The sequence below is a fragment of the Clostridium sp. UBA7503 genome (genome assembly GCF_002477055.1).
Taxonomy (GTDB): Bacteria; Bacillota; Clostridia; order Clostridiales; family Clostridiaceae; genus Clostridium_J; species Clostridium_J sulfidigenes.
This window is the reverse complement of record NZ_DLNT01000025.1, coordinates 20,935-43,282: the sequence shown is the minus strand read 5'-3', so window position 1 is coordinate 43,282 and position 22,348 is coordinate 20,935. Positions and strand designations below refer to the sequence as shown.

General features: G+C 29.0%; 21 protein-coding genes and 1 other annotated feature. Of the genes, 13 read left to right on the top strand and 8 right to left on the bottom strand.

Translation table 11 applies throughout. The annotated features are described in order from the left end of the window. Positions 1–36: 36 nt before the first annotated feature. On the bottom strand, positions 37–519 hold the full coding sequence (ispF, locus tag B3630_RS07600; RefSeq protein WP_346896918.1) for a 2-C-methyl-D-erythritol 2,4-cyclodiphosphate synthase: 483 nt from the start codon (positions 517–519) through the stop codon (positions 37–39). A gap of 575 nt (positions 520–1,094) precedes the next feature. On the opposite strand from ispF, the gene B3630_RS07595 reads away from it, so the two are divergent. Next, the gene (locus tag B3630_RS07595) at positions 1,095–1,640 is read left to right on the top strand and encodes a hypothetical protein (RefSeq protein ID WP_346896916.1); all 546 of its coding nucleotides are present in this window, start codon (positions 1,095–1,097) and stop codon (positions 1,638–1,640) included. Between the two features lie 73 nt (positions 1,641–1,713). Here the strand turns inward: B3630_RS07595 and rluF are convergent, their stop codons facing one another. Beyond that, complete coding sequence (rluF, locus tag B3630_RS07590) at positions 1,714–2,439, bottom strand: 23S rRNA pseudouridine(2604) synthase RluF (protein ID WP_346896914.1); 726 nt, start codon at positions 2,437–2,439, stop codon at positions 1,714–1,716. A 169-nt stretch (positions 2,440–2,608) separates the two neighbouring features. On the opposite strand from rluF, the gene B3630_RS07585 reads away from it, so the two are divergent. Further along, entirely contained in the window at positions 2,609–3,784 is a 1,176-nt protein-coding gene (locus tag B3630_RS07585; protein WP_346896912.1) for an N-acetylglucosaminidase, read from the top strand. A 63-nt stretch (positions 3,785–3,847) separates the two neighbouring features. Here B3630_RS07585 and B3630_RS07580 read toward each other — a convergent pair whose 3' ends face one another. Further along, positions 3,848–4,420, bottom strand: a complete 573-nt coding sequence (locus B3630_RS07580; protein ID WP_346896910.1) for a hypothetical protein — start codon at positions 4,418–4,420, stop codon at positions 3,848–3,850. A gap of 232 nt (positions 4,421–4,652) precedes the next feature. Between B3630_RS07580 and B3630_RS07575 the strand changes: the two genes are divergently transcribed. Both B3630_RS07575 and B3630_RS07570 read left to right on the top strand, forming a co-directional pair. Beyond that, the gene (locus tag B3630_RS07575; RefSeq protein WP_346896908.1) at positions 4,653–6,212 is read left to right on the top strand and encodes a hypothetical protein; all 1,560 of its coding nucleotides are present in this window, start codon (positions 4,653–4,655) and stop codon (positions 6,210–6,212) included. Positions 6,213–6,328: 116 nt separating this feature from the next. Continuing rightward, positions 6,329–7,894 carry a hypothetical protein gene (locus B3630_RS07570; protein WP_346896906.1) on the top strand — a complete coding sequence of 522 codons (1,566 nt, stop codon included), beginning with the start codon at positions 6,329–6,331 and terminating at the stop codon, positions 7,892–7,894. Between the two features lie 122 nt (positions 7,895–8,016). Here the strand turns inward: B3630_RS07570 and cls are convergent, their stop codons facing one another. Next, positions 8,017–9,471, bottom strand: a complete 1,455-nt coding sequence (cls, locus tag B3630_RS07565; protein ID WP_346896904.1) for a cardiolipin synthase — start codon at positions 9,469–9,471, stop codon at positions 8,017–8,019. 200 nt (positions 9,472–9,671) lie between these two features. On the opposite strand from cls, the gene B3630_RS07560 reads away from it, so the two are divergent. Together B3630_RS07560 and B3630_RS07555 are read left to right on the top strand one after the other, a co-directional pair. Next, complete coding sequence (locus tag B3630_RS07560; RefSeq protein WP_346896902.1) at positions 9,672–10,547, top strand: YitT family protein; 876 nt, start codon at positions 9,672–9,674, stop codon at positions 10,545–10,547. An 86-nt stretch (positions 10,548–10,633) separates the two neighbouring features. Further along, positions 10,634–12,127 (top strand): leucyl aminopeptidase, encoded by a 1,494-nt coding sequence (locus B3630_RS07555; protein WP_346896900.1) that lies wholly within the window; start codon positions 10,634–10,636, stop codon positions 12,125–12,127. Between the two features lie 51 nt (positions 12,128–12,178). On the opposite strand, the gene B3630_RS07550 is transcribed toward B3630_RS07555, so the two are convergent. Further along, positions 12,179–12,364 (bottom strand): hypothetical protein, encoded by a 186-nt coding sequence (locus B3630_RS07550; RefSeq protein ID WP_035130839.1) that lies wholly within the window; start codon positions 12,362–12,364, stop codon positions 12,179–12,181. Positions 12,365–12,441: 77 nt separating this feature from the next. Further along, positions 12,442–12,645 (bottom strand): hypothetical protein, encoded by a 204-nt coding sequence (locus B3630_RS07545; protein ID WP_346896898.1) that lies wholly within the window; start codon positions 12,643–12,645, stop codon positions 12,442–12,444. Positions 12,646–12,819: 174 nt separating this feature from the next. Between B3630_RS07545 and B3630_RS07540 the strand changes: the two genes are divergently transcribed. Both B3630_RS07540 and B3630_RS07535 read left to right on the top strand, forming a co-directional pair. Beyond that, the gene (locus B3630_RS07540) at positions 12,820–13,395 is read left to right on the top strand and encodes a nucleoside recognition domain-containing protein (RefSeq protein WP_346896896.1); all 576 of its coding nucleotides are present in this window, start codon (positions 12,820–12,822) and stop codon (positions 13,393–13,395) included. 14 nt (positions 13,396–13,409) lie between these two features. Beyond that, complete coding sequence (locus B3630_RS07535; protein ID WP_346871208.1) at positions 13,410–13,943, top strand: spore maturation protein; 534 nt, start codon at positions 13,410–13,412, stop codon at positions 13,941–13,943. A gap of 99 nt (positions 13,944–14,042) precedes the next feature. On the opposite strand, the gene B3630_RS07530 is transcribed toward B3630_RS07535, so the two are convergent. Continuing rightward, positions 14,043–15,428: an MATE family efflux transporter gene (locus B3630_RS07530; protein WP_346896894.1), complete on the bottom strand. Its 1,386-nt coding sequence runs from the start codon at positions 15,426–15,428 to the stop codon at positions 14,043–14,045. A 387-nt stretch (positions 15,429–15,815) separates the two neighbouring features. Then, positions 15,816–16,064 (top strand) — a binding site (T-box leader). 84 nt (positions 16,065–16,148) lie between these two features. Between B3630_RS07530 and metG the strand changes: the two genes are divergently transcribed. After that, on the top strand, positions 16,149–18,083 hold the full coding sequence (gene metG / locus B3630_RS07525; RefSeq protein WP_346896892.1) for a methionine--tRNA ligase: 1,935 nt from the start codon (positions 16,149–16,151) through the stop codon (positions 18,081–18,083). 80 nt (positions 18,084–18,163) lie between these two features. Continuing rightward, positions 18,164–18,412: a TIGR04076 family protein gene (locus B3630_RS07520; RefSeq protein ID WP_346896890.1), complete on the top strand. Its 249-nt coding sequence runs from the start codon at positions 18,164–18,166 to the stop codon at positions 18,410–18,412. A gap of 20 nt (positions 18,413–18,432) precedes the next feature. Here B3630_RS07520 and B3630_RS07515 read toward each other — a convergent pair whose 3' ends face one another. Next, positions 18,433–19,200, bottom strand: a complete 768-nt coding sequence (locus B3630_RS07515) for a histidinol phosphate phosphatase (RefSeq protein WP_346896888.1) — start codon at positions 19,198–19,200, stop codon at positions 18,433–18,435. A gap of 226 nt (positions 19,201–19,426) precedes the next feature. Between B3630_RS07515 and B3630_RS07510 the strand changes: the two genes are divergently transcribed. The 3 genes from B3630_RS07510 to rnmV all read left to right on the top strand — a co-directional run bounded on the left by B3630_RS07510 (position 19,427) and on the right by rnmV (position 22,348). Further along, positions 19,427–20,191, top strand: coding sequence for a TatD family hydrolase (locus B3630_RS07510; protein WP_346896885.1), 765 nt, complete (start codon positions 19,427–19,429; stop codon positions 20,189–20,191). A 319-nt stretch (positions 20,192–20,510) separates the two neighbouring features. Continuing rightward, positions 20,511–21,536: a 3D domain-containing protein gene (locus tag B3630_RS07505; protein ID WP_346896883.1), complete on the top strand. Its 1,026-nt coding sequence runs from the start codon at positions 20,511–20,513 to the stop codon at positions 21,534–21,536. Between the two features lie 269 nt (positions 21,537–21,805). Beyond that, complete coding sequence (gene rnmV, locus B3630_RS07500; RefSeq protein ID WP_346869230.1) at positions 21,806–22,348, top strand: ribonuclease M5; 543 nt, start codon at positions 21,806–21,808, stop codon at positions 22,346–22,348.

The following is a 22,348-nucleotide window of genomic DNA, read 5'->3' as shown; positions in this document are numbered from 1 at the left end:
CCAAGGTTGAATTTTAACAACCTTGGACTTGTATTTTTATATAGCTAATATTTTACTTATTAAACATATAGATTGAGAGGAAATTCCTTCTTCAATACCAGTAAAGCCAAGGCCTTCTTCAGTAGTAGCCTTTACACTAATTTGATTTATAGAAATTTTTAATGCTTCACTAATATTTTCTCTCATGGATGTAATATAAGGAGACATTTTAGGACGCTGGGCAATTATTGTTGCATCTATGTTTTCTATTTTATAATTATTTTTACTTAATAATGCTCTAACTTCATTAAGAAGTTTAATACTAGAAATGCCTTTAAATTTAGCATCTGTATCAGGAAAGTGTTTTCCTATATCACCAAGTGCTGCAGCACCTAGTAAGCTATCCATAATTGCATGAATAAGAACATCAGCATCTGAATGCCCTAAAAGACCAAGTGTATGTGGTATTTTAACTCCACCAATAATTAAATCTCTATTAGGAACTAACTTATGTACATCATATCCTAAACCAATTCGCATATATAAACCTCCAATAAATAATAAATAATGTGTCAACTTAAGTTTAACACAGTTTAATCAGTAGTATCTATTAGAAAGATAAAAAAAGTTTAAGTGTGTAACATCTAAATTCTCTAGTAAAGATGTATAAATGAAAAGTTATAAACAAGTTATTCACATTAGTGTGGATAATGTTGATAAAATTTCGCGTGTTTATAAGGTGTATATGGAGTTCAGAAGAGAAATTATAGAATTATAAGACGAAAATCTATGTATTAACATTGAATTCACTAAGTTATAAACAGGATACCTGTGGATAATGTTAATAATAAGGACAAGTTGATAGTTTAACAGTACATAAGACTATTCTTTATAGTATGGACAAAATTTTATTAACAATGTATGTTAATAAAATAATATGTAGAAATTTAGTATTGAAAATATTACAAAATATGATATAATTTTATATGGATTTACAAAGAGTAGAAATACTCTTAATATTTTGTATTAGTTATGTAAATGTATACAAAAGATTATACTATTTGGTATATCATTTACTAAGTATTAAATTTATTAAGAAATATGGAGGATTTAAAATGAAAAGAATAATCGCATTAGTATTAACAGCAACCATAGGTTTAGCATTAGTAGGATGTGGAACAAAAACTAATACTTCAGAGGATTCATCAGCTAAGACTACTGAGCAAGCTTCTACTGAAGATAGTAAAGAAAAAGAAAGCACAGAAGTATCAGAGGTTACTTATGAAAGCTTTGAATCACTATTAAATAGTTTTGCTAACAAAGAATATTATTATAATGAAGCAAACACTTTAAAATTACTTACTGATGAAGATGAAGCTGCATATGTAAAAAAGTCAGAAACTGCTCTTGATAAAGTATTAACTGATGAAAAAATAGACAAATCAAAGGCGAAAATATATCAATATTACAGAAATGTAAACGGCAAAAAAGATCAAGTTGCATATGTAATTACTTATGGAGAGAATAATACTGCAGAGAAAATATATGAAGTTTATTCAGATGTATCTGATGATTTTAAAATAACTTTTAAAGAAGTAAAAGAAAATAGTGACATAATTGCACATGAACAATTTGCAGAATTATTTAAAGGTGAATTTTAATTAAAATAAAAAATAAAAAAGAAGGAGATAGAATAAATATCTTCTTCTTTTTTATTTATATTTGAATTTCAATTTAAATAGTACCTATTGAATTTTTAGTAAGATTAATGATTGTGGACATTTCTTCAGAGCTTAGATAACGCCATTTCCCCGTAGGAAGATTACTTAAGGATACATTCATAATTCTAATACGTTTAAGACTAGTTACTTTGAATCCTAAGTATTCGCACATTCTTCTAATTTGTCTATTTAGACCTTGGGTTAAAATTATATTAAAAGTACATTTGCCAATTTTTCTAACTTTGCATTGCTTTGTCACAGTACCAAGTATAGGAATTCCATTTTCCATTGAATTAATAAATTCCTTTGTAATAGGTTTATCAACGGAAACTACATATTCTTTTTCATGATTATTTCCTGCACGTAATATTTTATTTACCATATCTCCATCATTAGTTAAAAATATTAATCCCTCAGAAGGTTTATCGAGACGTCCTATAGGGAATATTCTCTCGTGATAGTTAATAAAGTCAATTATATTTCCCTTAACATGAGTTTCTGTTGTGCAAGTAATTCCTACAGGTTTATTAAGGGCTATGTATACTTTATTTGACTTAGGTTTAATAGTTTTTCCATCAACTACTACAATATCAGTAGGACTAACTCTTGTTCCAAGGGTAGCTAAGATACTATTTACATATACTTTACCAGATTCAATAAACTTATCTGCTTCTCTTCTGGAACAAATTCCACTTTCGCTTATGTACTTATTAAGTCTAAGTAAGTTTTTATTATCCATATAGTTATATCACCACCTAGCGTAAGACTTAATGAATGTTAGTTATTATATAATTACTTACATTCACTTTAAATTTATTGTATAATTATAGCATAATATCAATGTTATTAGTATTATACAATATGACAGATATTATATAAATAAAATTTTAGAGGATATGGGGGGAACTATGAATAATAGAGTAGTAAAGAAGATTTCTAGTATTTTAATAGTAATTATAATGTGTATGACACCGTTAGCATTAACTGGTAGTGCATTTGCAGCAGTAAATATACAGGATTTAAACCATCAAATAAATATACCAACAAATAAAACCTGGACAATAAAGCTTAGTAATAAACTACATCCAAACTTAATAAATAACCTTAGTACTTATGTAAAAGTTTTTTCACCTAATGGTGGTGAATTAAAGGTAGGGTTAAGCTACAATGCAACTAACAAGGCTATAAAAATAACACCGCCTTCTGGAGGATATAGTACAAGCACCACCTATAGTATAATTGTAAAATCTGGCTTATATGATAGTGAAGGAAAATATATTGAATTACCTGTAGTAAAAGAATTTTCTACAGTGCCATCAAACCATAATGTATCCGCATTAGGTACAATATCTACATATTCAGTAGGAACTACAGTAGATAATTTTGCAAATATCCAATATAATAAGAAACCACCAATATTTAGAGCTTTATATCCTGGAGATGCAAGAAAAACAGATATAGTACAATATTTAGAACCAAACAGATATAAAAATGATAAAAATGGTATATATATGTTTATGAAACTAAACTTCATACAAGATATAAGTGTAAGTACACTAAATAGTGTATTAATGGGTAAGGGTACATTATCTAATATGGGAAAAGCATTTTACGATGCTTGTAAAACCAATAATGTAAATCAAGCCTATGCAGTGGCACATACAATATTAGAGACTGGAAATGGTACATCTACCTTGGCGAGAGGAGTAGACTATAAAAAAGAAGATGGAACTACCGTTAAGGTTTATAATTTCTTTGGAATTTGTGCCTTTGATAATTCACCAGTAAGCTCTGGAGCAGAAGCAGCCTATAAAAATGGATGGACTTCACCAGAGGCGGCTATTAAAGGCGGTATTAAATGGATTGCTGAAAATTATATACATTCAGATAAAAATGCAAAAAACCCTAGACCAGCTCAAGATACGATATATGAAATGAGATGGAATGTTCATAATTACAATAGTCCATGGCATCAATATGCTACAGATATTGTATGGGCATATAAACAAGTAACTAATATTAAATTAATAATGGACAAGCATTCTAATGTTAAACCACAATTTGAAATACCGGTGTATAAATAATAAGTATAGTATAAAACCCTAGTCATAAATTGACTAGGGTTTTCAAATTATAGAATCAATATACTAATCAATATTAAGAGCATTATTATTTCTATTAACTATAACTTTATAATTATATTTTTCAGCATATTTCTTAAAATTATCAAAATTAAGAGGCTCTCTTTTGTTATCCTTAGTTATATATATATATATACTGCCAGGTGAATATTTATCACACTTGGGGATTAACTCCTCTTTTAATGCTGAGTCAAATAAAAGATTTAAGCCTAAATTTAATTCATTTCCTTTTAGTGAACTTAAACTTTCCAATCCTAAAGTAGACCCACTAGAATCTGTAATTTTAACTATCTTGTTTCTATTTATACCTATTTTGATATTGGAATCTAAAGAGAGGATTATATTAGCTCTAGGTGAAAAGAAGATAAAATAAATACAACTTAATACTAATGCGCAAATAAATATTAGTATTATAAATATTTTTATAAGATTTGACCTATCTACATATACAGTACCATCATAAATATTACCTTTGATAGGAGTTTTATCATTTCGCTCTAATGTAACAAATTCTTTATTATTTGTTACTATATAAACTTTATCATCATCAAAATTAATTACTTTACCAGATTTTCGCATATAAATACCTTTCATTAATTAAATTTACTTACAACATAAGTATATTTTACAATACAATTTTAAAATATAAAAGTAAAAGTAATCATCATCATAAAAAAATATTTTATTACAAAAAAATATTATATTAGATAATATTTGCAAAAAAGTGTTTGAATATTCAGTATACCGAGAGTATAATTTATACTAATAGATAAAAAAGGGGAATTATTAAGACCCTTGGGGGAGAGTTAATATGAATAAAAAAAGGATATTATTTTTAAGTATAATAATTGGATTTTTAACAATTATAATTGGTAATTATTTAAATAACTACAATTTATTGAAACAGCCACCTTCAGAAAAGTGGAGTAAAGAAGTAAAAATTGGAAGTGGATCAGGAAAGAATACACCAGTAATTATAAAAGAAGAAAATCGTTTATTAGTAGCATATGAGGATACTAAAAAGATTAAAGTATGTGAAACGGATTTAGATGGAAAAGAAATTGAAACTAAAGAATATGCTGTAGAAGAAGAATTGCTTAAAAATTTAATATTTACTAAAACTGATAAAGGATATATTTTGATTTATAATTCTAATAAATCAAACATAGATTATTTAGAAAAGTTAGTTTTAGATGAAGAGTTAAATTTGGTGAAAAGAGAGATAGAAGAAGGAATTACATTTACTGAACAAATTGATAGTAAAAATATAGTTTTAGCCTATAAAGATAAAATTAAGGTAGTAAACACAGCATCAAATGAAAATATAGAAATACCAGTAAAAAATTTAAGTATGCTTACTGCCAATAAAAGTAAAGATGAACTATTAGTATGTTACTTAGAAAAAGAGAAATTATTTAAAGGATTTACAGTTAAAGGTGGAAAGGCATCAAAGCCATTTCTCATCAAAGAAATGATTAAAACTGACAAAATTACTTATGGTGCAATGTCATTATCTTCAGATGCAGAAAATGGATATTTGCTTGTTGAGAAATATGATAGAAATGAATACTTTGCTACAGAAGTAATGAAGTTTCCTATAAGTGGAGGAGAGGGTCAGATTAGTAAGCTTTCAGTTGATAAATCCAGTTACGTTATAAATACTAAAGGAGCATATTCAGAAAATGGTGCAAGATTTTATGCCACCATGGAAGTACCTTTTGGTAAAAAGGAATTTCAAAAGGCTATAGTTTCTTTTGAAATAAAAAATGGTGAAGTTTCAAGTTCAGAGAAGATAACTAGACTAAGAGAATTATGTATTCATCCATATAATGATGAAGAATATATAGCATTTCTTAGTTTTGAAAAGGATGGAGTATATAGTGTTAATATAGCATCTAGTAATGAGAGGTTTAAGGATGCGAATAATGGACCTCGTAGAGATGAAAGATTGAGATCTCTTGGTTATGTAGTAGAAGGTTTTATGTTTAGTGTATCTTATATTATAATAATAGGATTTAGATGGATAGTTCCTGGTGTAGTTATAGCAGGGGCAGTATCTTTTATGGATTACAAATTTGATGATAAAAAGAAGAGATATATGTATATCATACTAGCTGCTATTGTTGTAATAATGAAAATATATACTATAAATAAAGCTTTTTATGTGCAATATTCACACATGTTACCTACTATTTTAGCCCCATCATTTGTAGGCATATTGATAAACTCCTTAATTGGACTAGTTGTATATGGATATGGATATATGGTCTATATAGATGATATAGAGAGCATATTTTTAGGTAAGTTTAGTATATTCATGTTAATTGATGCATTGTTTACATTGATGATATTTGTACCTATTATAATATAAAAAAGAGTTTAATTAGCAGTTAAAAAAAGATTATTTCTTATAATTAATTCAAGTAATATATTAAATTTATACAAAATATATCCAGACTATATATAATAGTTTAAGGAGATGGAAATATGAAAAAGAAAAAAATTATTTTAATTTTTCTTATTATTGTGACGTGTATATTAATACTTATTGGAAACTATAAAAATAACTATAACTTAGCGATACAACCACCATCTAGAACATGGAGTAAGGAAGTAAGTGTAGCAACTGCAACAACGAAAAATGCTCCAGTAATTTTGAAAGAAGATAATAGAATACTTGTAGCATACGATAATAATAAAAATCTTAATATTGTTGAAACCAATGATGTAGGAGAAGTTTTGAATAATAAACAATATGAAGTTAATGAAGAATTAATAAACAATGTGTTACTCACTAAAAGTGTAGATGGGTATATACTAATGCTTAACTCTATAAAAGATTGTGAGGGATACTTATTAAAGATATATATAGATAAAGATTTAAATGAGGTTAATAGAGAGAATATTAAAGATATAAATAGTACTTATCAATTAGATAATAACAATATAGTAGTTGCTTACAAAGATAAACTTGAGATAATAAATACAGTAGAAGATAAAATAGTATCTATTCCAGCAAAAAATACAGACATGCTTTCAGCTAGTAAGAGTAAAGATGGGTTTTTAATATGTTATATGGAAGACAACTCATATATTAAAGCAATTACATTTAATGAAGATAGGATTTCAGAACCTATATTAGCGGAAGAAATAGCTAAGAATAATAGAGTTACTTATAAGAATATGTCCTGTTCTTCAGATAGAGAAAATGGATATACAATGTTCGAGCAATATGTTAAAGGTGAACTTCACTCTTGTAGGTTATTTGAGTTTCCTATAACTGGAGGTGAGGTTAAGGAAAGCAAACCAAGAATTAATGAATCAAATGAACTAATAAATGCTATAGGAACTTACTCTGACGAAGAAGGTGGGAAGTTTTATTCTACAATAGATAACTCTTATGGGAAGAAAGAGGCAAGAAGAGGAATAGCGTCCTTTGTTGTAAAGGATGGTAAGATAAATAAGGTTGAGCCAGTTACAAGAACAAGAGGAGTATGCATTAACCCTAATATAAACGAGGATTATATTAGTTACTTAAGTTTTAGAGATGAAGATTTATATGATGTTGTCATAGCATCAACAGATAAAGAATTTAAGGATGTAAATAATTTACCAAGAGAGTCAGAGAAGAAAAGTGCTCTTACTTATACCATTGAGGGACTGATGAATAGCTTTGTATGTATAATAATTGTTGGATTCCCATGGATAGCAATAGGTTTAGTTTTAAGTGGAGCAGTTACATTCCTAGACTATAAGTTATCTAATAAGAAAAAGAAGAGTGCATATATAATAGTAGCTACATTAACAGCTTGTGCGAAGACCTTTTTCATAATAAAAATGTTCTATGTTAAATATGTATATATGTTACCGTCAGCTATAGCCCCTATTTATATTGGTATTGCCTTATGTATATTAATAGCAGTTATAACATATAGTTATGGATACTGCACTTATACAAGTGAATTTGAGGGGATATTCATATCAAAATTTGCTTTAAGTTTATTAATTGATGCATTATTAACTTTGATGATATATGCTCCATTAATAATATAAAAAATTTAAACCGTCATATCTATTTTAAACTTCTAATAGTTATAGATATGACGGTTTATTTAATAATCACAATACTTTTGTTATAATCAATAAAGTTATCTATAGAGTAACTAAAATGCTATTTATAGAATAGGAGATAGTAATCTAGATATAGCTTCCTTGAATTTAATTATTAGAGATCTATTAGAATAATGTTCAGGAGTAAGTAAAGTGCTTTGCAATATATCTGCTTCAAAAGCTTTATCAACTACAGAGGTAGTTCTTGTACCATATATTATGGCATTAACTTCAAAGTTTAGATTAAAACTACGAATATCCATATTAGCAGTTCCTATAGTACACATTTTCCCATCTACGGATACCATTTTGCTATGGATGAATCCATTGTCGTAGGTGTAGCATTTGGCACCACATTCTACAAGTTCCCAAATATAAGACTTAGATGCCCAATAAATAAATGGATGATCTGGTTTACAAGGTATTATAATTTTAACATCTACACCAGATAGGCATGCTATTTTAAGAGCTGTTAAGATACTTTCATCTGGAATGAAGTATGGAGTTTCGATATAAATAGAGTTTTCAGCTTTGTTTATTAGTTTAAGGTAAGTATTTCTTATACTACACCACTCTGAATCTGGACCACTAGAAATTATTTGAACAGCTGTATTATCTATATATTGTTTTCTAGAAAAATACTTTTCTTCCATAAAAAAGTCTTTTTTGCTTGCAAAACGCCAATCCATTAAAAATCTTACTTCTAAATAATTTACAGAGTCACCTTGAAGGTGAAGATGAGTATCTCTCCAAAAGCCAAATTTCTTAGATAGTCCTAAATATTCATCTCCTACGTTTAAACCTCCAACAAAACCATGTTCTCCATCTACAACACATATTTTTCTATGATTTCTATAGTTTATCCTCACATTTATGTAAGGTATAAAAGGTGGAAAGAAGCAATACACTTCTCCACCGGCCTTTACCAGTGGATCAAAAAAATGCTTTTTATTATGAATGCAACCCATACCATCGTAAAGAAGTTTAACTTCAATACCTTCCCTTGCTTTCTCCACTAAAAGATTAAGTATTTCAGTACCTAGGTTATCATCATTAAATATATAGTACTGAATATGAATAAAATTTTTAGCATTCTTTATACAATCTATCATGATAGGAAATTTTTCATTTCCATTATTAAGAATATCTACTTTATTATTATTAGTAACAATAAAATTATCACTATATAGATTTAAATTTATTACATCATGATATTCTTTTAATAGAGAGTTATTATTAACTATAGCTTTGTCGCTGAGAAGACGCTTTTGCTCTTCAGAGAATTGCATAAGAACAGATTCTTCTTCCTTTTTTAGAACAAAGAATTTTTTGCGACGAAGATTTTGACCAAAGAATAAATACATTATAAAACCAATAAATGGTATAAATAGCATTATCATAAGCCATGTCCAAGTATTACTAGTATTTCTCTTTTCAAATATAATTACAATTATAGCAAAAGCAATATTTACAACAAATATAAGGTTTATAATATTTAAAAAAACAGTATAATTACTCATAAAAACTCCTTATTATAATATAATAATTAAATTTTAGCATAACATATAAAAAATACATATAAAAAACTCTAAAAACTATATAATTATTATAATAATAAAAGTATAATTGAAATTAGTGTTTGCAACATGTATGATTCTATGCTATAAAACTAGTGTAACATAAATAATATAGTATAACATAAAGTAAACGGGAGGGCAAAATGAAGGAGTTTTTAAACAAAAGTGAACTTAAAAATTATCTAATGATAATGGTTGGTATAACAATACTGGCTATAGGAATAAACGTATACTATTCACCACAACATTTAGTTACGGGAGGAGTATCAGGTTTAGCTATTATATTAGATTATGTATTTAGCATTCCACTATGGTTAACTAATGTAATTGTAAATATACCACTATTTATAGTAGGAATAAAAATAAAAGGGATGGATTTTGCAAAAAAATCTATATTTGGAGCAGCTTTTGTATCTATTGCCCTTTGGTATACTAGTTTTATACCACCGGTTCAATCGGACTTATTAATATCAAGTGTATTTGGAGGCCTTTTTGTAGGAACTGGAGTTGGATTAGTATTAAGATCATCTGCATCAACAGGAGGTACAGATTTACTTGCAATAATTATAAAACATTATTTAAAGAAAATACCTATAAATCAAATAATGATGTGCATAGATGGAATGATAATAGTAGTAGGTTTATTTGTTTTTGGCGTAGAAAAGGCTATGTATGCATTGATATCTATCTTTATAGTTTCTAAAGTAGTAAATACCTTAGTAGAGGGTGTAAATTACTCTAAAGAAGTACATATAATCTCAGAAAAGTCTGGTGAAATAGCACAAGAATTAATGAAGCACTTAAATAGAGGAATAACAAGTATAAATGGTAAGGGTGTATATACTGGAAAAAGTAAAGATATATTGTATATTGTATGCTCTACAGAAGAATTAATTGAGCTTCAAAGAATTGTAAAAGAAGTAGATACTGAAGCTTTTATAATAATAAATGATGTAAGAGAAGTAGTTGGAAGAGGGTTTACTCAGCCACAGTATGATGGATACAAAGAAGAAAAATAGAAGATTATAGAAGGATTTAGAAAATAAGTATAGAAACTATTTAAGTATAGAATGTATATTCAGTTTTGAAAGGATAGGTGATTTAAATGAATATAAAAGTTGAGAACTTAAAAAATGTTCAATCACATAATAATTCCAAAGGTATATTTTTATTTGAAAGTTATATGGAATTACAACAAGGATTCTCATGTGACAAATTAGCTAGTATCCTTAGTTGCTTAAGTGAAAGTAGAGAGTTCACTGGCAAAAAAGGAGATTTATATACACTAACTAATATAGAAGATGGGTATATACAAAAAACTATACTTGTAGGTCTTGGTGAAAAAGCTAAGTGTAAAGTAGATAATGTTAGAAATAATACTTCTAAGTTAATCAAGGAAGTAATCAAACAAAAAATAAAAACTTTAGATTTACATGTGAAATCTATGGATTGTTGTTGTAATTATGAAAAAGTTAAAGCTATTACTGAGTCCATTATAATGACCACTTATAATTTTGATAAATATAAAAGTGATAAAAAAGAAGTACTATTAGAAGAAGTAAGAATTATATTTCATGAGGACCAAGATTTAGCTAAATTAAATGAAGCTGTAGAAGAAGGAAGACTACTTGCAGAAGGAAATTTAATTTCAAGAGAGCTTGTAAATGAGCCTGCTAATATTTTAACTCCGGAGGCATTATCTAAAAAAGTTCAACAATTAGGTCTTGATCATGGATTCCAAGTTGAAGTATATAATAAAGAAGAAATTAAAAACTTTGGTATGGAATCATTTTTATCCGTTGGTAAAGGTTCTTCAAATGAACCTAAGCTAATTGTAATGAGGTATATGGGTGATACTGATAATAAAGAAAATATATTAGGGCTTGTAGGTAAAGGATTAACCTTTGATGCAGGAGGATATTGCCTAAAAACTGCAGGAAGTATGTGGACTATGAAGAGTGATATGGGGGGAGCAGGTGCTGTTATCGGTGCCATGTCTACCATAGCAAGAAAGGGATTAAAGAAAAATATTGTAGCTGTAGTGGCTGCTTGTGAGAATTTAATTTCAGGAGATGCATATAGACCTGGAGATATAATTAATACTATGAATGGTAAAACCATAGAAATTATAAATACAGATGCTGAGGGCAGATTAACTTTAGTAGATGCAGTTACGTATATAATAAGAAAAGAAAATGTAACTAAGGTAGTTGATATTGCTACTCTTACTGGTGCTGTAGGTGGTGCTATAGGAAGTGCCGCTACAGGAGTTGTAACTAATGATGATGAATTCTACTCACTTTTAGAGCAAGCTTCTTTACATTGTGATGAAAGAGTTTGGAGATTCCCAACCTTTGATGAATATAAAGAAAAAATAAAAACTGGTAATGCAGACTTAGTTAACTCAACTGGCCCTGTAGGTGCAGGAGCAATTACAGCAGGATTATTTATTGGTGAATTTGTAGAAGATAAGCCATGGTTACATCTTGATATTGCAGCTACAGCTTTTACATCACAGACACCAAATAGAGAATATTTCTCAAAGGGCGCAACAGGAGTAGGGTCAAGATTATTATATGAAATTGCTAAAAGATATTAATAAACATAAAAAACCTGTGTAAACACAGGTTTTTATTATGTAAATATTTAATTATAAGATACCTTCATTTTTAAGAACAGATTCAATCTCTTGGACTTTTTTAGCAAGAGAAATAAAGTTTTCTTTTATCATGTCCTCAGATACAGAATTAAATTTAATATTTTCTTCTAATTTTTCAATAGTAGAAAGTGCTTCATCAATCTCTTTTTGTGCTTGCTTTAAATTAGTTTCATTCATAAAAAATCTCCTTTAGTTATTTATTTAATCTATACATTAAATGTTATCATTGAGAAGATTTAAATTCAACTATAAATTTATTGAAATGAATTATAGGAGTTAGTATAAGACTTATCAATTTTGCTACTATGAAGGGAGTATACTTCTCCATTAACTAAATCAATAACTTCTACAAGACCAGAATTATCATAAATTTTTCTAATGAATAACTCTCTATTGTTATAATAACCAGTAGCTCCAGGATTTTGATTTTTCATTTCTATTATTTCATTTAAATCCATAATATACCTCCTAATATGATTTTTAGTAGTTTTCCCTAAACTGACAGTTTTTATGCATGATAAAATAGAGGATAGAATTTTCTATAAAATAAAAAGTTAAATATTATTTAAAGGAAGAACATATACATTACATATAAATATATTTTAATTTATTAAAGATATGGGAGAGTTTGTATGATAAATGTAATATGGTTCGGAATTTTATTTATAGGTATAGCTTTTGGCGTACTTACAGGAGATGGAGAGCTCTTATCTAAAACCATAGTATCAACTACATCAGATACAGTTAAGCTTATTATAGAGCTATTAGGAATGATGTGTCTTTGGTGTGGGGTGATGAAAATTGCAGAGAGAAGTGGACTTACAGACAAATTAGCAAGATTGTTAAAACCTATACTTAGAAAAATCTTTAAAGAAGCAGGAAAAGATGATAAGGCTTTAGGAGCTATAGTTATGAATCTTACAGCTAATATGTTTGGACTATCTAATGCAGCAACCCCCTTTGGTATAAGAGCTATGGAGGAAATGGATAGAATAAATGGGCATAAAGATGTGGCAAGCAACGATATGGTACTATTTCTAGTGTTAAATGCAGCCTGTATTCAGTTTGTACCAACTACAGTTGTTTCTATTAGAGCTGCATTTAATTCTGGAAATCCAGGTTCAATAATTCTACCAGCACTATTTACTACAACTTTTGCATCTATACTTGGAATTATTTTATGTAAGTTTTTACAAAGATATTTTTAAAGGAGGGATATGCTGTGGGAAATATATTTGATTATTTATTAAAGGGAATAATTCCAATAATTATAGGTGCTGTAGTACTATATGGCATTATTGCTAAGGTAAAAGTATATGAATGTTTTGTAGAAGGAGCTAAGGAAGGTATAAATGTATGTGTAAGGATTTTTCCTTATCTTTTAGCTATGCTTATAGCAGTAAATTGCTTTAGGGCTTCGGGGGCTATGGATTATGTTATAAACTTGATAAAGCCCGCTGTTAACGTGGTAGGTATACCTCCAGAAATCGTTCCATTAATATTTATAAAACCGCTGTCAGGTAGTGGAGCAATTGGAGTTTTCACAGATATAGTAAAAAGCTACGGGCCAGATTCTTTCTTAGGGTTTTTATCATCCATAATAATGGGTGGTACAGAAACTATATTTTATACTATTACTGTGTATTTTGGAGCTGTTGGTATAAAGAAGGTAAGACACAGTTTATGGGTAGCTCTAATAGTTGATTTTTGTGCCGTACTATTAGCTGTTAATTTAGCTGTAATGTTAATGAAATAAAGAAAACTGAAAGTTGGGAAATAACAGTAAATGAAACTGCCTAATAAAGAACATTAGCATACTTTATTAGGCAGTTTTTAATATATAGATATCAATATTTTAGTCTAGCTTTGTTATATGACTATTTATAGGTTTTAGTTTTTTTACATAGAATATATATAGCAGAAGTCCGTCTACAGACCATTGAATTAGACATATAATCCAGAACACAGTTATTGATGTGCCTAGTAAATAAATGAATATAAACACTAGTGGAAGTCTTATAAACCAAGAGGTTATGAAGGCTATAGCAAATGGAGTTTTAGTATCACCATAACCTTTAAAAATTCCACCTACAACCATTGATAGTGCCATGGCAGGTTGTTCTGCAGCAGCTATCATTAAACAAGCTGCCCCAAGAGAAATAACTTCAGTATTACTACTATCTATAAACATTTTAATAAGCTGTACTGGAAATAGTAAAAATAGTAATGTGAATATACACATTACACCTATCCCTAAAATCATAGCAGTACGACCATATTCCCTGGCTTTTTTATAGTCACCTTCACCAACTTTATTTCCAACTAGAGTTGTAGCAGCAACAGCAAATCCCCATCCAGGCATAAAAGAAATAGATTCTAAGGTTAAAGTGATTTGGTTGGCAGCAAAGGCGACGGTACCAAGATGCATAATCATCATGCTTGTGAAAAGTCTAGCTAAGCTATAGGCAGCTTCTTGCATTCCAGCAGGTATAGATAAAGCAGTAATATTTTTTATTCTAGCACCGCTAAATTTCATTAAGTATTTAAATTCAATTTTTATTAGGGATTTTTTATAGGTATATATAGCTGAATAAATAAATCCTGATATATTAGCTATAGTTGTAGCAATAGCGGCACCTTTAACTCCAAGTTCTGGAAAACCAAGTAAACCAAATATTAATATAGTATCTAATGAAAGGTTAACTACAAGCATAACAATAGAAACAATCATTGGAGTTTTAGTATTTCCATAGGATCTATTAACAGCATTTAACATACTAGATAACATATTAAAGGGCAAGCCAATACATACAATGTTTATATAAGTTGTACCTAATCCTATTATGCTTGGCTCAGCACCAGCTAAAATTAATAATTTTTTACTAAATAAGAATATAAATAGTGTAGTAGCCATACTTACTAGGAACCCTAAAGAAAATCCTAAGGTTGCGTATTCATTAGCCTTATCTAATTCTTTAGCACCATATCTTCTTGCTACAATTGAAGTAATTCCAACAGATAAGCTTTGAGCAACTAAAATATTAGTAAAGGTATAAATAACTTCACTAGACATTCCTACAGTACTAACAGCAATATCTCCTCCATATTGACCTATAAGCATAGTATCAACAGTCCATATCATTGTATATAATAACATTTCTATTACAGCTGGTAAGGATAGTTTAAGTACATCCTTTACTGTAGATTTATTTAAATAAAGGTTCTTTTTTAATAATTCCATATAACTACCTCCTTTTAAAAAATTCCCTTTTAATTGCCTAATAATAACGTAAGAAAATTATGGCACATATATAATGATAATTCATATTTGCCAAAAAAAATAGATGTAATATAAATAAAAATAAGTAAAGTATAAAAACTCATAAAAATGAATAAATAACTATATAAATATACACCTATGTAAATAGTTATATAGTTAACTATTTGTTGTGGTTATGCGGATTTTAGGACTGTTCTACCCTTTTAAGATGTGATTAAACATCTGTATAAAGGGAAGTTATGAATAATTATATTGCTACTATTTAATAATATATTAATAAACATAATATATTAATTATACCGTTGACATAAAATAATTATAGTATTATCATATTAATTAATATTGATATTTAATGCGAAGAAAAGAAGAGTACTAAATGAAATTTTCTAAAGAGAGCTAGAATAGGTGAAAACTAGCGAAAAAGAAGTTTAGGAACATGGTCTTGGAGCAGATTTTCTGAAGTGTAGTCACCAAGGGAAATAGGGAAGTCCCCCTTATAGGACAAAGTAATAAAGGCTAAGGCTGAGTTACTTATTGAGGTATCTACTGTGAAGTAGATATAAATTAGAGTGGTAACACGTATATAACGTCTCTATGTAGAAATATTTCTGCATGGAGATTTTTTTTAGACTTAAAGCCAAAAAACATAATAAAAATACAATAATTTTAGGAGGAAGAAATATGACAAAGAAACCATTTTATATTACTACACCAATATACTACCCATCAGCAAATCTTCATATAGGAAATACTTATACAACTGTGGCAGCTGATGCTATAGCGAGATTTAAAAGATTTACAGGTCATGAAGTGATGTTTTTAACAGGAACAGATGAACATGGTCAAAAACTTCAAAGAATAGCTGAAGACAAGGGAGTTAAACCAATAGAATACATAGATGAAATAGTATCTGGAATTAAAGATCTTTGGAAGCTTATGGACATTAGTTATGATAAATTTATTAGGACTACTGATGATTATCATAAAAGCTCTGTACAAAAAATATTCAATCAGCTATATGAACAAGGAGATATATATAAAGGCTCTTATGAAGGTTGGTATTGTACACCTTGTGAAGCTTTCTGGACAGAGACTCAAGCAGTAGATGGAAAGTGTCCAGATTGTGGTAGACCAGTAGAAAAGGCAAAAGAAGAAGCATATTTTTTCAAAATGTCTAAATATGCAGATAGACTTTTAAAGTATATAGAATCTCATCCAGACTTTATACAGCCAGAATCAAGAAAAAATGAAATGGTAAATAACTTCTTAAAACCAGGATTACAAGATTTATGTGTATCAAGAACATCTTTTGATTGGGGAATACCAGTTGAGTTTGATAATGGTCATGTAATTTATGTTTGGATAGATGCTCTTTCAAACTATATAACTGCATTAGGTTATAACCAAGAAAACACAGAGCTTTATAAGAAGTTCTGGCCAGCAGATGTACATCTAATAGGAAAAGATATATTAAGATTCCATACTATATATTGGCCAATTATGTTAATGGCATTAGGATTAGAGTTACCAAAACAAATATTTGGTCATGGATGGCTTTTAGTTGATGGTGGTAAAATGTCTAAATCTAAAGGAAATGTAGTAGACCCAGTGATACTTGTAGATCACTTTGGAGTAGATGCTGTAAGATATTACTTACTACATGAAATACCATTTGGTTCTGATGGACTTTTCAACAATGAAATATTCATAAAGAAAACTAATTCAGATTTAGCTAATGACCTTGGAAATTTAGTTTCAAGAACTGTAACTATGGTAGAGAAATACTTTGGAGGAGTAATTCCAGCTCCAGATGTTAAGGAGGCTATCGATGAAGAGTTAATTTCCGTTGCATTAGAAGTACCTAAGAAGGTTGAAGCTGAAATAGAGAATTTAAGAGTTTCTGATGCGCTAGATCATATATGGACATTAATTAGAAGAACCAATAAGTACATCGATGAGACAACTCCTTGGATATTAGGTAAGGATGAAAACTTGAAAGGAAGATTGGCTACAGTTCTTTATAACTTATGTGAAAGTTTAAGAATAATATCTTCTTTAACTTCAGCATTTTTACCAACAACAAGTGCTAAAATAAATGAACAATTAAACATTTCTAATGCTACATGGGAAAGTTTGACTTCTTTTGATGGTACTGTTGCAGGAACTAATGTTAATAAGGGAGCTGTAATATTCCCAAGAATAGATGTAGAAGCTAAAATAAAAGAACTTGAAGAAATCGCTGAAGCAGCTAAAAAAGCTGCACAAAAAAGAGAAATAACTCCAATAAAAGAAGAAATAACTATAGATGATTTTGAAAAAATTGACCTTAGAGTAGTTAAAGTTTTAGAATGTGAGCCAGTTAAGAAAGCTAAAAAGCTTTTAAAATTTAAGGTAGATATGGGTGGAGAGATTCGTCAAGTTATATCAGGTATTGCAATGCACTGCAAGCCAGAAGAGTTAATTGGAAAGAACGTAGTTTTAGTTGCAAACCTTAAGCCTGTAACTTTAAGAGGTGAAATATCTCAAGGTATGATTCTTTCTGCAGCTACAGATGATGATTCAAAACTATGTGTAGTAGATCCAGGTGACATAGAATCAGGTTCAATAGTACGTTAATAAAAAAAAGTTACATCCTATGGATGTAGCTTTTTTTATTGTATAATTAGAGGTAATTATATACTATTAAGGAGAATTATATGGGAAAGGTAAGAATAACTATTTTAGAAAGTAAGTGTAGGTGTGGATATCATAAAAAGGGATATATATATGAAGTGGAAGATATTTGTCCTCCAATTTGTCATGAATTGTGGCAAAATATTTATCCAAGTGTATACACTTTACTTAATGGAGGAGATTTAGATTTTGGAGATGAACGTAGAAAGATGTTTCAGCTTTCATGTCCAGATGGAGGAAGGGTGAAAGTTAAGGGAGAAGTTATAGAATAAAAAATAGAAAGCCTGAGTATTTAGAAAAATTCAGGCTTTCTATTTTTAAAATATATTGGCTTAACATTGCATAGATGGCATAATAAAAGAGCTTCTTTAAAATTGTTATTAATAGCAGAAGGATTATGTGAATCAGAACCAATAGTTACATACATCCCTCCTAATTCTCTATATCTACTATAGATTTTTCTAAGATTATCAAAGGTTACATTGCTTTTTATTCTACGAGTATTTATTTCCATAGCAGTATTAGTATCAATACAAGTTTTTATAACACTATCTATTAAATCATTATATTTATCATAATAAATCTCACTATCACTTACAGGTGCATATCTGGATATATAATCTATATGTCCTAAAGTATCTATGTAAGGATGAGTTTTTATACAGTCATAAATCTCTTGAAAGTACTTAATTAGAACTTCTCTATAGGGTAAGCCTTCGTAAATATCCGAGTATCCAATATCAATATTGCTTATTGTATGCTGAGAACCTATAACCTGATCAAAGTCATAAGAATTTATAAGATTTTCATTATCTTCTTTATAATCTAGAGACATTCCAACCTCTATACCTAATAATAGATTATCACTTCTGTATTTTCCGTATTCTTTAAAATAATCACCTACATTAAAACGAAATCCAGCTTCCTTAGGATAATTTAAATCCATATGGTCTGTAATAACTAAACCTATGTTGTGTTTACCTGCTGTATTAATAGCATCAGTCAGCCTCATATTAGAGTCAGTTGAAAAACATGTATGTACGTGGCTATCAAAAATCATAAGATTACCCCCTTAAATATTACTATATAATTATAACACAGTATAAAATTTACCCCCTTGCTATCATGAATAAATTCACATATATTGGATAAAATCTAAATACCTTACTAGCTTATATATTTATTAGTGAATTTTAGCTATAGACAAAGATTATTTTACCATATATGATAAATTAAATGATAAATATTGAATTGATAAAAACTTAACTTAGGAAAGTGGGGATAATATGATATTTGATTCACATGCTCATTATGATGATGAACAATTTAAAGATGATAGAGATGTTATTTTAAAGGAGATAAAAGATAAAGAGGTTATAGGAGTAATAAATTGTGGTTCTAGCTTGAAGGGGCTTGAAATGTCTGTAAAGTTAGCTGAAGACTATGATTTCATTCATGCTGCGGCAGGAATTCATCCAGAGAATGCTGATGAATTTAAGGATAAAGTTAAAGAGAGAATACGTATCCTAGCTAAGGATAAGAAGATAGTTGCAATAGGGGAAATAGGACTAGACTACTATTGGGAAGAAAATCCTTCAAGAGAAGTACAAAAGAAAGTTTTTAGAGAGCAAATGGCTATAGCTAAAGAATTTAATTTGCCTGTCATAATTCATGATAGAGATGCCCATGGAGATACCCTAGAAATATTAAAGGAATTTCCTGATGTAGTAGGTGTAGTTCACTGCTTTTCAGGAAGTGTAGAATTTTCTAAGGAATGTTTAAAATTAGGATATTATATAGGAGTTACTGGGGTAGTTACTTTTAAAAATTCTAAGGTTATAAAAGAAGTGGTAAAGGAATTGCCCCTAGATAGGTTGCTGGTAGAAACCGACTGCCCATATATGGCACCAACACCAAATAGAGGAAAGAGAAATCAATCTAATTATATAAAGTTTATTATAGAAGAAATAGCTAATATTAAAGGTACAAGCAGAGAGCAAATTGAAGAAATTACAATATTTAACACAAAAAGCTTGTTTAATTTAAATTAGTGATGTATAATTTGAAATATAAATTTGAAAGTGTAGTTAAGATATATGAAATTATATATATAAATTTCATTAGTTTTTAAGTCAAATGTATATAAAGAATAAATGAACTTATTTTTGCATATGTATAGTATAAACCTGTACTTATCACCCCGGAAAGACTGAAACTAAAACACAAAAAAGCTATTATTTTAATTATTATTTTATTATGCATAGTATGCATTAAGTTCAGTCAATTCAATGATTAGAGTGCTAAATTTGACATAACTACGGTATCTAATATATAATAGCAAAGTACTCTTGTCTGAGGGAGGTAATCTTTATGATGATTAAATTCAAAGATAAATTGAAAAGTAATTTTTCAATTTGGCCAAAGACGGTGTTCGTTGTTGTATTAATTCTATTAAGTGCTGCAGTTACTATTTGGGGGTTAAGGAATACCGTTGAAGTAGTAGTTGATGGTCAAAAAGTAGAAATAACTACATTATCAAAAAATTTAAATACTATACTAGAGAACAACGGCATAACAGTTGCTCAGAAGGATAAAGTTTCTGTGGAACTAGACAGCGAAGTTAATGATGGTGACATAATTTATATTAATAAGGCAGTAGATGTAGAAGTAGTGGTAGATGGAAAAAACTTATCAATAGCATCAGCAGAGAAGACAGTAGAAGATATGTTAGAAGCTGAGAATATTAAAATAAGTCAAGAGGACAAGATAGTTCCATCTATGGATGAAAATTTACAAGCAGGTATGACTGTTGAAGTTACAAGAGTAAAGAAGAAACTTTTAAAAGAAGTTCAACCAATAGCTTTTGAAACTGAAACAAGGAAAAACTCTGAACTTAACCAAGGAGTAGAAAAAGTAGTTCAAAAAGGTTCTAAGGGTAAGAGAACTATCACAACAGAGGTTGTGTATGAGAATGGTAAAGAGGTTAATAGAAGAGTTGTAAAAGAGGTTGTTAGTAAGAATCCTATAAATAAGATAATAGATATAGGAACCTTAGCTGTTGTAAGACCATCACGTGGTGGCGATGTAAAAGACTTTGCATATTCAAGTATGATATCTTGTGTATCAACTGCCTATACTTCCGATAGGGGAGATTCAGGTACTATAACAGCAACAGGTACAACTGTTAAACGTAATCCAAATGGATACAGCACTGTAGCTGTAGATCCAAGAGTAATTCCATTAGGAACAAAGCTTTATATCGAAGGATATGGACTTGCCATTGCAGAAGATACAGGGGGAGCCATAGTAGGTAATAAGGTTGATGTGTATGTTAATAGCTATGATGAAGCTGTTAACTGGGGAAGAAGACAGGTTAACGTTTATATTTTAAAATAGGAGCATAGGCTCCTATTTTTTTATTTTCAGATGCCTAAAATTAAATATGCTATGATATAATTACATTGAGAAATTTTAAAATACAAAGAAATATATATAAACAGAGTTCTTAGCTTCTTCGAAGCTTTAGAAGTCGTTATCCAGAGACGTAGCTGTTCTTTACTCCCACTTTGAAGAAAATGGGGGTATTAGAGCAGCTAGTCATCGGATAAATTATATATAAAAGTTACATAATATTTTATATAGAATAATGCATGATGGAGGCTTTTATGATTAAGGAAGTAATAGTAGTAGAGGGACGAGATGATGTAACAGCTGTAAAAAGAGCTGTTGATGCTGAAGTAATATCAGTTAGTGGATTTGGTATAAATAGTAGAGTTATTGAAAGAATAAAAGAGGCTAATAAGAGACAAGGGGTAATAGTTTTAACAGACCCTGATTTTGCTGGAGAAAAAATAAGAAGAATTATAGCTAAAAGAATTCCTAATATTAAACATGCTTATATAACTCAAAGCGAAGGAAGAAAAGGTGATAATATAGGAGTTGAAAATGCTTCACCAGAAACTATTATCAAGGCTTTAAATGGAGCAAAGTGTGAATTAAAAGATCCTAGACACGAGTTTACTATACAAGATATGCACTATTTTAGATTAACAGCAGATAAAGATGCTAAAAAAAGAAGAGATGCTATTGGAAGAGAATTAGGAATAGGGTATAGTAATACAAATCAGCTACTAACTAGATTAAATAATTATGGTATATCTAAGGATGAATTTGTAGAAGCTATGAAGAAGGTAGATAAGGAGATTTAG